The 13,036-nt window shown below is 55.6% G+C and carries 13 protein-coding genes; 7 read left to right on the forward strand and 6 right to left on the reverse strand.

The annotated features are described in order from the left end of the window. The first annotated feature begins 21 nt into the window (after positions 1–21). From topA to SIC18_RS12885, 5 genes are read left to right on the forward strand one after another with little or no spacing between them, the layout of a single operon-like run. Positions 22–2,739, forward strand: a complete 2,718-nt coding sequence (gene topA, locus SIC18_RS12865; RefSeq protein WP_048348273.1) for a type I DNA topoisomerase — start codon at positions 22–24, stop codon at positions 2,737–2,739. Further along, positions 2,739–3,251: a hypothetical protein gene (locus tag SIC18_RS12870; RefSeq protein ID WP_413429825.1), complete on the forward strand. Its 513-nt coding sequence runs from the start codon at positions 2,739–2,741 to the stop codon at positions 3,249–3,251. Before topA ends, SIC18_RS12870 begins: the two co-directional genes overlap by 1 nt. 5 nt (positions 3,252–3,256) lie before the next feature. Continuing rightward, complete coding sequence (locus SIC18_RS12875) at positions 3,257–3,901, forward strand: DUF2232 domain-containing protein (protein WP_250394773.1); 645 nt, start codon at positions 3,257–3,259, stop codon at positions 3,899–3,901. Then, a complete protein-coding gene (locus SIC18_RS12880; RefSeq protein WP_048347031.1) occupies positions 3,873–5,063 on the forward strand; it encodes a nicotinate-nucleotide--dimethylbenzimidazole phosphoribosyltransferase in 1,191 nt (396 codons plus the stop codon). Before SIC18_RS12875 ends, SIC18_RS12880 begins: the two co-directional genes overlap by 29 nt. Before the next feature lie 36 nt (positions 5,064–5,099). Then, complete coding sequence (locus SIC18_RS12885) at positions 5,100–6,110, forward strand: ABC transporter substrate-binding protein (RefSeq protein ID WP_048347032.1); 1,011 nt, start codon at positions 5,100–5,102, stop codon at positions 6,108–6,110. On the opposite strand, the gene SIC18_RS12890 is transcribed toward SIC18_RS12885, so the two are convergent. Together SIC18_RS12890 and SIC18_RS12895 are read right to left on the reverse strand one after the other, a co-directional pair. Further along, positions 6,099–7,256: an aldo/keto reductase gene (locus SIC18_RS12890; RefSeq protein WP_413429826.1), complete on the reverse strand. Its 1,158-nt coding sequence runs from the start codon at positions 7,254–7,256 to the stop codon at positions 6,099–6,101. The two genes, SIC18_RS12885 and SIC18_RS12890, sit on opposite strands and share 12 nt — an antisense overlap. Continuing rightward, positions 7,253–7,846, reverse strand: a complete 594-nt coding sequence (locus tag SIC18_RS12895) for a bifunctional nuclease family protein (RefSeq protein WP_048347034.1) — start codon at positions 7,844–7,846, stop codon at positions 7,253–7,255. Before SIC18_RS12895 ends, SIC18_RS12890 begins: the two co-directional genes overlap by 4 nt. A gap of 61 nt (positions 7,847–7,907) precedes the next feature. On the opposite strand from SIC18_RS12895, the gene SIC18_RS12900 reads away from it, so the two are divergent. Continuing rightward, the gene (locus tag SIC18_RS12900; RefSeq protein ID WP_048348274.1) at positions 7,908–8,570 is read left to right on the forward strand and encodes a riboflavin synthase; all 663 of its coding nucleotides are present in this window, start codon (positions 7,908–7,910) and stop codon (positions 8,568–8,570) included. Between the two features lie 86 nt (positions 8,571–8,656). Further along, positions 8,657–9,247 carry an HdeD family acid-resistance protein gene (locus SIC18_RS12905; RefSeq protein WP_048347035.1) on the forward strand — a complete coding sequence of 197 codons (591 nt, stop codon included), beginning with the start codon at positions 8,657–8,659 and terminating at the stop codon, positions 9,245–9,247. Between the two features lie 49 nt (positions 9,248–9,296). Here the strand turns inward: SIC18_RS12905 and SIC18_RS12910 are convergent, their stop codons facing one another. The 4 genes from SIC18_RS12910 to SIC18_RS12925 all read right to left on the reverse strand — a co-directional run bounded on the left by SIC18_RS12910 (position 9,297) and on the right by SIC18_RS12925 (position 12,885). Beyond that, entirely contained in the window at positions 9,297–9,704 is a 408-nt protein-coding gene (locus SIC18_RS12910) for an AbrB family transcriptional regulator (RefSeq protein WP_048347036.1), read from the reverse strand. 96 nt (positions 9,705–9,800) lie between these two features. After that, a complete protein-coding gene (locus SIC18_RS12915) occupies positions 9,801–10,403 on the reverse strand; it encodes a heme-copper oxidase subunit III (protein WP_048348275.1) in 603 nt (200 codons plus the stop codon). Beyond that, complete coding sequence (ctaD, locus tag SIC18_RS12920) at positions 10,400–12,064, reverse strand: cytochrome c oxidase subunit I (RefSeq protein WP_048347037.1); 1,665 nt, start codon at positions 12,062–12,064, stop codon at positions 10,400–10,402. The genes SIC18_RS12915 and ctaD overlap by 4 nt, the downstream gene beginning before the upstream one ends. After that, complete coding sequence (locus tag SIC18_RS12925) at positions 12,061–12,885, reverse strand: cytochrome c oxidase subunit II (RefSeq protein ID WP_048347038.1); 825 nt, start codon at positions 12,883–12,885, stop codon at positions 12,061–12,063. The genes ctaD and SIC18_RS12925 overlap by 4 nt, the downstream gene beginning before the upstream one ends. Positions 12,886–13,036: the final 151 nt, after the last annotated feature.

A 13,036-nucleotide genomic window follows, 5' to 3' on the forward strand; every position in this document is an offset into this window, starting at 1 on the left:
GGAGACGGTTACCGACCCCACGTGGCGAACACCCTGGTCATCGTTGAGAGCCCCACAAAGGCACGCACCATCCGTGGATTCCTTCCCAAGGGCTATCGGGTGGAAGCTTCGATGGGCCACGTGCGGGATCTGCCGAACAACGCAAGTGAGATTCCTGCAGCCCAAAAAGGTCAGAAGTGGGCCAACCTTGGAGTCAACACTGAGGCGGACTTCGAACCCCTTTATGTGGTTCCGAAGGACAAGAAAAAAATTGTGCGCGAGCTTAAAGACGCCCTGAAAGGCGTTGATGAACTGTTGCTAGCGACTGACGAAGACCGCGAAGGAGAAAGCATCAGCTGGCATTTACTCCAGCTGTTGTCACCGAAAGTCCCGGTGAAACGGATGGTGTTTCACGAGATCACGAAAGAGGCAATCTCCCGGGCACTGGATGACACGCGTGAGCTCGATATGGAGCTGGTGCATGCCCAGGAAACCCGAAGAATCCTCGACCGATTGGTGGGCTACACCCTCTCGCCTCTGTTGTGGAAGAAAGTTGCCTGGGGGCTTTCAGCCGGACGTGTTCAATCCGTGGCGGTCCGACTGCTCGTACAGCGAGAGCGGGCTAGACGCGCCTTTCGCAGCGGTAGCTACTGGGATCTGAAAGCTGCGCTCGAGCAGCAAAGCATCCGCTTTGATGCCAAGCTCACGCACCTCGGCGGAACGAAAGTCGCCACCGGCACTGACTTTGATGAAAGTACCGGCGGCCTCAAGCAGGACAGCAAGGTGCGCCTTCTGAGCGAGGACGACGCCCGCTCCCTAGCGCTTGCCCTTCAATCGTCGGATTGGAGCGTCTCCTCGGTTGAGGAAAAGCCAACGGTGCGGAGGCCCGTTCCGCCGTTCACTACCAGCACGCTGCAGCAAGAATCCAATCGCAAATTGCGTCTGTCAGCGCGGGAGACGATGCGCTGCGCTCAGGGCCTGTACGAACGCGGCTACATCACCTACATGCGCACCGATTCGGTGCATCTCTCCGATCAAGCCATTTCGGCAGCGCGCAGCTGTGTGGAATCGCGCTACGGCAAGGAGTATCTGAGCAAAGGGCCCAGGCAGTTCAGCACGAAGTCACGCAATGCCCAGGAAGCTCATGAGGCGATCCGACCTTCAGGTGAAAGCTTCCGAGCTCCCTCCGAAACTGGCTTAGAAGGGCGTGATCTGTCCTTGTACGAGCTGATTTGGAAGCGAACAGTCGCGAGCCAAATGGCCGAAGCCCGACTCACCATGCTCGCGGTGGATCTCACGGTTGGAGAAGCCGTGTTCCGCTCCAATGGAAAGCGCATTGACTTCCCGGGCTTTTTCCGCGCCTACGTCGAAGGCAGCGATGACCCTGATGCAGCTTTGGAAGGTCAGGAAGTGTTGTTGCCCGCCCTCAACGTTGGTGACTCACCCAAAGTTCATGACGTCGAAGCGCTCGGACACCAAACGCAGCCACCTGCTCGCTTCAGCGAAGCTTCCCTGGTGAAAATGCTGGAGAAAGAAGGGATCGGTCGTCCTTCCACCTACGCCAGCATCATCGGCACGATTGTGGATCGAGGCTATTCCTCGCTCAACAACAATTCGCTCACACCAAGCTTCACAGCCTTTGCTGTGACCGCTCTGCTGGAAGAGCACTTCCCCGATTTGGTGGATACCGGATTTACGGCCCGCATGGAAACCACGTTGGATGAAATCTCCACCGGCAAAGTGCAATGGCTGCCCTATTTGGATGGATTTTTCAAAGGGGATGAAGGACTGGAGTCCTTGGTCCAAAAACGCGAGGGAGACATCGACCCGGGAGCATCACGCACGATTGACCTCGAAGGCTTGCCTTGCGTGGTCAGAATTGGACGCTTTGGGGCTTATCTCGAATCCAAACGCGTTGGTGACGACGGAGAAGAGGAGCTCATCAAAGCAACCCTGCCCAAAGAGATCACCCCTGGTGAACTGGATCAGGAACAAGCAGAGCTCATTCTTAAGCACAAAGCGGACGGTCCAGAAGCACTCGGCGAAGATCCCGAAACAGGTGATCTCGTGTACTTGCTCTTCGGTCAGTACGGCCCCTATGTGCAGAAGGGTCAGGTCAGCGATGAGAACCCCAAGCCGAAACGGGCCTCCTTGCCAAAAGGGGTAAAGCCCGAAGATCTAACGCTGGATGAGGCACTTGGGCTGCTGCGCTTGCCCCGTCTACTCGGCGAACATCCAGAGAGCGGAAAGGTTCAAGCTGGCTTGGGTCGCTTTGGACCCTATGTGGTTTGGGACAAGGGAAAAGGCGAAAAGGACTATCGCTCTCTCAAGGGTGAAGACGACGTTCTTGCCGTTGGTCTGAGCAGAGCCCTGGAACTACTCGCCATGCCCAAACGCGGACGAGGTGGAAGGACGGCGCTCAAGGATCTAGGGAAACCGGAGGGAAGCGAAGAAACCGTGCAGGTGTTCGATGGCCCCTATGGCCTCTATGTCAAACAGGGAAAAGTGAACGCTTCATTGCCGGAAGGGAAAGGGGCCGAAGACATCACCTTGAAAGAAGCGATCGAGCTCCTCGAAGCAAAAGCCGCCACAAAAAAAACCACAAAGCGCAAAACCTCAACGACCAAGAGCACCAGCAAAGCCAAAAGCACAACCAAGAGCGCAAAAGCCAAACCTGCTGCCCGTAAAGCACCAGCCACGACGAAAACCGGGCGCCTTCGCGCGAGTGCAGTGCGCGTCATCCGTCCTGGAGACGCTTAATGCGCGCGCGGTGGTTGCTGATGCCGCTGCTGCTTGCCTTGCAGGCCTGCTCAGGGACAACATTTGGTCAGAAGCTGGCCGATAGCTTCGATTCACCACCAACACCAGCCGCCGCCCAGCAGTCACCAAAGACCAAGCTGGATCAGGAGCCAGCCACCGCCCTGAAGGAGCCGGAGAAAGCTGACGCCCAGCGCAAAAAGGACAAGCCGGAGTTGGAGGCTGAAGCGGAGCCAACAGAAGCGGCAGAGCCGAAGACCATCAAAGAAGAGTCCACCAAAGTCCAACCAGCCAACCAAGAATCAGCACCGGTGCGCTCGATGCCCACCGACCCTCGGCCCTACCGCATCACGATTCGATTAGCGGCCGCTGATCCTGCCGCACCGGCGGAAAGTGTCACCGATGCCTTACGTCGCGCCGGAATTGGTTTCGAAGTCGAAACAATCGAGAAAATCCCTTCGATTCCAGCCTCCAAAGCAACCACCAGTGACAGCGCAAGCGCAGGGCAGCCCTAAACGCAATGGAACCACGCCTCAGCCGTCGACAAGCGCTGCGCATGATGGAGGCCTCTTACCTTGCGGCGGCGGCGGCCTTGATTTGGCTGGCTCTCTATTACTTGCCGATCGGTGGAGCCCTGTTCCGTCTTGCCCTTCCGCTGCCCCTAGCGCTACTGCTGGTGCGCCGGGGCAGTCGCGCCGGGCTTGAGGGCGTCGTTGTGGCGATTTTGCTGCTGGTGGTGCTCATGGGTCCTCTGCGTGGGCCCCTGATGCTGTTTCCCTATGGATTGCTGTCGCTTTGGCTGGGGTGGTGCTGGCACAAAAAAGTGAGCTGGTGGATTAGCTGGGGGCTCGGTGTCGTCATTGGCGCCGCTGGATTTCTGGTGAGGGTCGTGGCGCTGTCCTTGATGGTGGGTGAGAACCTGTGGGTGGTGATTACAAGAGCCGGCGCCGGACTCCTCGATCGCGTCCTGGAGTTGATGCAGCTGCCCCTCGCCCCTGATCTGCTGTTGGTGCAAGCCATGGCAATCACTCTCGTCGTGGTTCAGCAGCTCGTTTACGTGCTGGCTCTCCACGCTTTGGCCTACTGGATCTTTCCCCGTCTCCAAGCTCCGATTCCTGAACCTCCCCCCCTGCTCCATGGCCTGGTCGCCCTCGACCCTCTTTGAGCTCCCAGCGGGATGCACTCGCCTTTCGGGCCGAGCATCCGAGTATTGGGTAGGTGCAACTCACCGCTTTTGGTCCGACCCCAAACCTGCTCCGGATCTTTTATTGCTCCTGTCCTCCACTTTGACCGCCGAGGTGGAAGGCATCTCTGCAGCCGGTGCAACCTCTGAATCACGTCGCTACACAGCCATTGCTGACGCAGAGTTGCTTCTCTATGGGCCTGCCCATCAGCCTCACTGGCCTTTACCGCCTCTGCCCGCAGGCGTCTCGCCAGCGTTGATCAGTTGGGTTGCTGCGGAGGCCCTCCAGATTCAGCCCTGGGTGGGATCGATTGGACTGTCAAAGATGCCTCCCTTCGCTCATCTGCGTTTTGAGGATCCGCAGCTCGGTCCAGCCGAATGCCTCAGCTCCGGACACTCCATGACGCCGAAACGAGTCCTCCAGCTGCTCAACAAAGGCCAACGGTTCGGTAAGCGTTTGCGACACCCACTCGTCCTTGCCGAATGTGTCCCCGGAGGAACCACCACAGCGTTAGCCGTTCTTCGTGGTCTTGGACTACCCGCCAATGACCTGATCAGCGGAAGTGCCATCCATCCACCGATGGCCTTGAAACGACAACTTGTGCGTCAGGGGCTGCAATCCGCAGAGCTCAGCGCCATCCCCTCGGCGCAGGAGGTTCTAGCTGCCGTGGGAGATCCTTTTCAGGCCTTTGCAACCGGGTTACTGATTGGATCCCTCTCGAGCGGTGAACCCCTCCTCTTAGCTGGGGGAAGTCAGATGGCTGCCGTGCTGGCACTCGCCCTGAGCATGGTGTCGGCCCGAGAGCGCCGCTTGCTGTCCAATCAAGTGCTGATTGGCACAACGGCCTGGTTGGCTGGGGAAGTGCTGACGCCAACCGGAAACAAGCGCGCATCACTGGTCGAGCTGCTGGCATTAATGGAGGATCATTTCGCCGTTTCCATCTCTGCACTGGCGAGTGGTCTGCGCTTTCGCAACAGTCGACACCTCTCGCTGCGTGACTACGAGCTCGGTCATGTCAAAGAGGGGGTGGGTGCCGGTGGTCTTGCATTGCTGGCGCAGCTGCGTGGACTGTCTCTAGACCGCATCAGCCAGGATTGTGACAAGGCCATGGATCAATTGCTCGAATCCAAGCTCAAACCCTAGAAATCCCTAGGGAATCCAGCCCCGTAAGGTTTGAGAATGATCGGCCCATCTGCTCAGCCCGTTTCGTTTCGCAGGCGACAACTGCTTCAGGCCGGCTGCATAGCAAGCCTGTCATGGCTCGCCGGCTGTGCGCGATCCAATGGTTCACCTGTCTTGCGGGCCCCAACAAAGAGCCTGCCTGCACTGTGGCAAAAGCAACTCAAGTCTCCGTGGCGCATTACAGAGCTGAAAGCCATCAACGGCTCCGCACCCCCCTGGCTGTCATCCACCGATCTGCTCACGATTGGGGATGGTTGGTTATCGAGTCTCAACCCAAGATCGTTTCAAGCGATTGATGCCGCTCCTGTTCAAGCGCAATTAGGGCCTTCAGCAGATCAGTTTCTCTCTGAATTGCCTACAGCCTGGAAAGGCAAAATTTTGCCTGTGGGCGTCAGCCCCTGGGTAATGCTTTTTCGAGGAGAACCGGCCCTTCAAAAGCAAGCAGCCAACAGCTGGAAGGTGCTGCTGGATCCAGATTTCAAAGGCAAAGTCCTCTTACCGTCGAGCCCACGACTGGTGATGTCGCTTGCAGCGCACATGGAGACCCCTGATGCGCTGCGCCGCCTCAGACAGGCAGCCATCAGTTTTGATGATCGACATGCCCTCAACTGGTTGCTGCAAGGGGATGCACAGGTGGCTGTCCTGCCTCTGCAACGGTGCATGGGAGCGCTCCTTCGAGACCAAAGGCTGCATGCTGTGCTGCCTGAGAACGGTGCGCCTCTGAACTGGACTCTGATGCTGCGCCCAAGCTCAAGCAAAGAGCCCTTACCGCAAGCCTGGGTCGAAAAAGCCTGGGAAGAACCACTGCTCAGTCGGTTGCTCTCTGCAGGATGGGTCCCCCCCTTGGCTCGCTCAGATGTCAGCACTGCAATGTCGCGGGTGCCAACAAGGCTTCGCTCCCTCGTCCTTCCTTCCAACGAGATCTGGGAGCGCTGCTGGAATCTTGCCCCTCTGGATCCGTCAGAGCAGGACGGTCTGAAAGCCAAGTGGAATGACTTAGCCCCATAAACGTCGTCGAGGGGCCGCAGCCAAAAGCTGATGGGTCTCCGCCAACAGATCAGGAATCGCCAGTTGATGGGGACATCGGGGAAGGCAATCCCCACAGGTCTCACAGCCTTCGGCATTGACCTCCTCCCACCAGTGGCCAGCGCGCCCAATCAAGTTGTAACGCTCTTCCGTGAACTCCTTAAGGTGATGACCGAGCCTTAGGTTGCGCAGTCGCAGCAGCTCAGGGATGGGAACCTCCTGCGGACAGGGGAGACAGGCTCTGCATTGATGGCAAAGCGTTTCACCAAGCCGCTGTTGACGCAAACGTTCCAAACGGGTCAAAGCGGTCTGTTCTGCAGGGGTGAGAGCCCCATCGCTGCTGGCCATGGAGGCGGCAAGGTTGAGATCGGCCGGGCTGTTGGCCCCGACCATCAGGGTGCTTATCCCAGCAGCCAAGAGGTAGCGGTAAGCCAGAGCCAAGGGTTCCCAGGGCTGGCAATCTGCCCTTAGCAATGAGCTTGGTGCTTGCAAGCGTCCACCCTTATCCGCAGGGGAGATCGCCATGACTCCCATTCCTGCACCGAGCGCTTGCAATGCCAAGGGGAGCCGTGCTGGATCCAAAAGATGCAGATGGAGGCTGCAGAACTGAAAGCGACCAGTTGAGATCGCACGAGCGATCAGTGAATTAGGGCCATGGCTACTGAAACCAACTTGACCCACAAGCCCAGATCTAAGGGCCCATTCCAAAAGCCTGGCTCCATCCCCGTCGATCGCCCAATGCAGGTGGTCCTCGCGGTTTAGACCATGGACCGCCAGGCCATGCAAAAAGGGGCGTCCCAACCGTTCCAGGCACGCAGATAAGGCGCGTTTCCCTTGTTCCAAAGAGAGCCCTGGAAGGAGTTTGCTGGTGATTAACCATCCCCCCTCAGGGGCAATCCCTTCTCGAGCCAACTGATCTAAGGACTGCCCCAAAAAGGTTTCAGCAGGGCCATAGGCGGGTGCCGTCTCGAGGTGGTTGATCCCAGCGGCATGGGCGGCCCGCACAACGGCAACCATTTGCTCGCGGTCTTTCAAAGCACGCATCGTCCCCAGCGTGAACAAGCTCACTTCCGGACCCGCGCCAAAGGCGCGACGAACCCCAACACCAGCCAAAGGCTCTGTTGTCATCGCGAAGTGTCGTCATCCGTTTCTTCGTCCTTGGGATGTCTGGACTGAAGGTGGCGAACCATGGCTGCAGGACTTATCTCATCTAAAAATCGACGAAACTCGTTTCGATCCTCTGCATCCGCTTCAGCATCCACCGCGATCGAGGCCTCAGCGACCACTTCCTCCAACATCCAAATGCTGCTGCCCGTTCGGATCGCAAGCGCAATGGCATCACTGGGCCTGGCATCAATATCGAGGAGCTCTTCTCTCACCTCGTTCTCTTCAAGCGGCTCAACGTCTGAAGGGTCTTCGATCTCGTCGCTTGGCTCGTCATGACTGAGTTTCAAGACAGCGCGAAAGGTGCTGTCTTCAATCGCATGAATGATGACCCGTTCAAGATGAAGGTCACCAGCCGCCAACAAGCGCACCATCAAGTCATGGCTTAAGGGGCGAGGAGATGGCTCTCCATTCAATCCAGCCATGATGTTGTGTGCCTGGGCCTGATCGATCCAGATCGGCACTTGTCGCCGTCGCGATGGATCTCGAAGCAACACGATCGGACTTCGGCTCGCGGCATCCAGCGCAATCCCGATCACGCTCATTTCAACCATCGACGGCTCTCCCCCCCCCCTTCCTCGATTATGACCAGGGAACTCACGCTGAATGCACAGCATGTTCACAGGTCTGGTGCAAGCTGTTGGGCGGATTGAGCGACGCGGCAGTGGCCTTGTGGTGAGTGGCTGCTCTCCGTTCGCTCCCCTTCAGCTGGGAGACAGCGTTGCTGTAGATGGGGTTTGTCTCACGGTGGCGGAACTGGTCGGTGATGGGTTTCTCGCCAATGTCAGCGAGGAAACGCTGCAACGCAGCACCCTCGGACGCAAGGCCTCTACAGGTGGTTCAGTCAATTTGGAGCCAGCCCTGCGCTTGTCCGATCGCCTTGGCGGACATCTCGTGAGTGGTCATGTGGACAGCATCGGCGAGGTGGTGGCCATCGAAGCCCTAAGCCAATCATGGAACCTCGAGCTGCGCTGGCGAGATGCCGCCTATGGCCGGTACATCTGTGAAAAAGCCAGTGTTGCCGTCAATGGCATCAGCCTCACAGTCGCTGGGTGCTCTGATGCTGGTGCGCGATTTTGGATCGCCGTGATTCCACACACCTGGATGGCAACAGCATTGCGCGATCTCGCAGCAGGGGATGAGGTGAATTTAGAAATCGATCTTCTCGCTCGATATACGGAACGCTTGCTCGGCCACGCGCGCGAGGGAGCTTCAACCGCCCCGAAGAACGAGGCGTCTCTGAGCTCTGAATGGCTCGCCTCTCACGGTTGGAGCTGACGGTTGGAGCTGAGGGAACATCACAAAAACGGGACAGATCTTGGGGGAATCAATACCTTTCGAGAGTTGTCTCTTTTACAAATTTCATGACCATGGACGATCGTCCCGATTCCATCGGGACTTTTCAAGCTTTCGCCATCGCGGAAGGGATTCTGCTGATCATCTTGGGCGTCCTGGCCCTGATCTTTCCAGTGCTGGCCTCCGTATGGGTCACTGGTGTGATCGCCGTTGTCTTTCTCGTTGGAGGTGTGGTTGGTTGGATCAGCAATCTTGCCCGCTCCAAACGCATGGGGCGCTGGATTTGCTTCTGGCGATTAGTTGTATCAACCCTGTTCATCGTTGCGGGTGCTTCGATGATCAGCAATTTCCGAAGTCCTGCAGACGCCGCTGGCCAGGTGGCAGCACTTTCGCTCGCGATTGGAATCGTCTTTCTAGTGGAGGGTGTTGTTGCCTTTTTCAACGGTCTGTCTCACAGCAACCGTCCTGGAGCGGGCTGGGCCATTGCCAATGGCGTCATCACCTTCATCCTTGGCCTGCTGATCGTGACGCTGAAGTTCTGGGGCTTGCTGTGGGTCCTCGGCGTGCTTGTAGGCATCAGTTTCCTGTTCAGCGGCATTGATCTGATTGCCCTGAGCTCAACCATTCCCAAGGATCAAGACCCACCAGCTGCTGCTTGATCAACTCGCAGTCAGTGTCTTAAGACCAGTCGTCTCAAGGGCCCGGGGCTCAACCTGGGTCCTTTGTTGTGTCTTGATCCTGCTCTGAGCTCACCCCTGAGACCTTGAGCTCTTGGTTATTCATCGGAAGCAACCAGATGGAACGAGAGTCTTGACGCAACTCAATTCGAAACTCTTGGCCAGGTTCTAAGCCAAGGCGACGGGTGTAGGCATGACCAATGAGCAGATTTCCGTTCCCATGAACCCGGGTCTTGAAATCAGCTTGGCGACCTCTGGTTCCACCACCGGAACTGGAAGAGGGGAGTTTGTATCCCTTCGCTTCCACCAAGGCTTTGTAAAAGCCTTTACGCAGAACGCGACCACTGGGACCGACATAGCCGCATCCCCTCGCAATTTCATCTTCAGAGCGATTGCTGAGTGACCGGGCCCTGTTCAGCAATTCCTGGCCAGTGAGCATTTAACTCAAGAAATTTGTTTTAATTCTGGCCATGACTCTCATACGAAGCAACAAAAGTATCGAAATAAGATTGAATCCATGACAAGCCAAGCTCGCTCAGATGAGATAGAGAATCACAAATAAGACCACCCAGATGCCATCAACGAAGTGCCAATAGAGCTCTGCCGCCTCAAGGGGGAAGTGGTTGTCTGCCGTGACTCGCCCTTGAGGGGTACGACACTGCCACCACACAATCAGAATCATCAGGGCACCCAGGGTCACATGTAGACCGTGGAAGCCAGTCAGAGCATAGAAAGTGCTGGCATAAAGATTGTCAGTCAACCCAAATGGCAAGGTGAAATACTCCACCATCTGACTCACCAAAAAGGCCAAGCCCAGACTTGCCGTGAGCAGTAACCAGCGCCTGCAGCGTTGCATCTCACTTCGGCGCAGATTGACACCAGCACGATGGAAGGTGGCACTACTGACAAGCAAAAGAATGGTGTTCAGCGTTGGAAGCGGAAGCTCCAACTCGTATACAGCATCAGGCAGGAGAGGGTTAACAGCCTTAAACGTGAGATAGGCCGCGAAAAAGCCTGCAAATGTCATCGCATCAGCCACCAAAAAGGTGGCCAGGCCAAACATGCGATGGTCGGGATGGCTTTCTTCGTGATGATCCTGGATTTCAACCGCTTGGTCTTGAGGGGATAGGGAGGTCATCGGCCGTTGCTCCATACATCGCTGCCACTGGCATCTTTCAAGTCGATCTGGTCTGCAGGAATTCCATATCCATAGGGGTGAGTGACCAAGGGAGGCTCACCTTTCCAGTTCTCTACAGGAGGGGGAGAGGTGGTCAACCATTCAGGGGTCAAGGCCCGCCAAGGGTTATCTCCAGCAATCTGGCCTGAGCGTGCACTCGCGAACACGTTCCAGAGAAAGGGCAAGGTGCTCAGGGCCATCAGCAAGGCACCAACACTGCTGATCTGATTCACCAACGCAAATTGCGGATCGTATTCAGCCACACGCCTGGGCATGCCGTTGAGGCCAAGCCAATGCTGTGGGGCGAAGCAAAGATTGAATCCAATAAACGTCAACAAGAAATGAAAACGTCCAACATTTTCATCAAGCATCCTCCCCGTCACTTTTGGGAACCAGTGATAGATCGACGCGAAGATCACAAAAACCGAACCTCCATAAACAATGTAATGGAAGTGAGCGACGACAAAGTAGGTGTCGTGAACATGGACATCAAAAGGCACTTGAGCAAGCGCCACACCAGTAATTCCACCCAAAACAAAGTTGACGATAAAACCACAGGAGAAGAGAACAGCACTATTAAGACTAATTTTTCCTCCCCACAACGTGGCTAACCAATTAAAGAATTTGATACCTGTGGGAACAGCAATAAAGGCCGTTGCAATTGTGAAAAATAAGCGCATCCATGGAGGCGTGCCGCTTGTAAACATGTGATGGGCCCAAACAACAAGCCCAAGAACAACGATCGCCATGATCGAATACACCATTGTGGTGTACCCAAAAAGAGGCTTCCGGCAATGAATCGGAAGGATTTCACTCACCAATCCAAACGCCGGCAACACCATGATGTAAACAGCTGGGTGAGAGTAAAACCAGAAGAGGTGTTGATAAACAACGACATTTCCACCCATTCCTGGATTAAAGAATCCAGTATGAGCAACAATATCGAAGCTCAGAAGAATCAAAGTCCCGGCAAGAACGGGTGTCGACAGAACGACAAGAATGCTCGTTCCAAGCATGGCCCAGCAATACATCGGCAGTTGCATCAGCTTCAAGCCAGGCCGTCGCAATTTCAAAATGGTGGCAATAAAGTTAATTCCACCAAAGATTGAGCTTCCACCTAACAATAAAACGCTCAGAATCCAAATGATCTGACCTGTAGCAGGAGTCGTCAGACTGAGAGGCGGATAGGCTGTCCAACCTGACTGCGCCGCACCAGTAATAAAGTAACTGGCAACAAGCAGTAACCCAGCAGGTGGAATCAACCAGAAAGCAACAGCATTTAGCCTTGGGAAAGCCATGTCCCTGGCTCCGACATAAAACGGGATCAGATAATTACCAAAAGCACCATTAACCACAGGGACGATCCAAAGAAAGATCATCACGGTGCCGTGCAAAGTCAGCACCTGATTGTAAACATCCCGGGGCATGAAATCAGCTACCGGACTGGTTAGTTCTGTACGAATCGCTCCAGCAAGGGCACCACCAATAAGGTAAAAAGCAAAGCCACAAACTAGATATTGAAGTCCGATCACTTTGTGATCAACGCTAAAGCTGAGATAGCGAAGCCAGCCAGTGGGTTGCAATGAGGGGGGTTTGCTTTGTTGCGGAAGAGTGAGTGTCATGCCTCAGATACAGGGAGCTTGCGATTGGCTTGGAACCAGGTGTCGTAATCGTCGGCAGACTCAACCACCACCGTGGAGCGCATACCACCGTGATAAGGCCCACACAGTTCAGCGCAAACCACTGGATAACGCCCTGGGCGAGTGGGAGTGAAGTTAAGCAATGTTGGCTGACCAGGAATGATGTCCTGCTTGAGCCTGAATTCTGGAACCCAGAATGCGTGGATCACATCTTTAGCCTCCATTTTTAGTGAGATAGGTCGTCCTGATGGCACATGCAGTTCTCCAGAAATAATGTCCCCATCGGGGTAATGGAACAGGAATGCAAATTGCATCGCCGTAACCTCAACTGGAAGTGGCGCTATCGCCATTTCAGAACTGGCTTGCATCGCCCCTGCCGTGCCAATACCTCCCCAAACCCTCTCTTGAGTGGCTTGAGAATCACCATGCCCCCCATGAGCAAGGGGAACCATTCCCCCCATACGTTCGTAGATGTCGTAGCTGAATAAACCCACAAACAACACAACAATCGCGGGCACAGCGGTCCAAAAAATCTCAAGGGGCAAATTGCCTTCGAGTGCTATCCCATCACCAATTTGTCCAGCTTTGCGGCGGAAGCGCACAAGGCTGAACAGCACCAACCCAACGATTCCTACAAACAAAATCGTTCCGATGCTGAACAGAACACGAAACAGCTCGTCGTAAATGGGTGCATTGACGCTGGCATCAACAGGAAGAAGGTTGATGTTTTGGCCAATCCACAATCCACCCAGCACAAGGATCATTCCCAGCACAAGAGTGAGAATTGCCGAGGGGATAGGCACGAAACTCCTGATACATGTGTCAACAGACTATGGAGATCCCAGGCCTTCTTCATGCCGTGATTGTTAAAGCAGCCTGAAGTTCCTACTAACACAGCTGTTTCAAGGCGTTGTTGTCAGCAAAGGGAGATGTTGGCGACCTTGAAAATGTTGG

The sequence above is a fragment of the Synechococcus sp. Cu2B8-bc1011 genome (assembly GCF_047302735.1).
Classification (GTDB): domain Bacteria; phylum Cyanobacteriota; class Cyanobacteriia; order PCC-6307; family Cyanobiaceae; genus Synechococcus_C.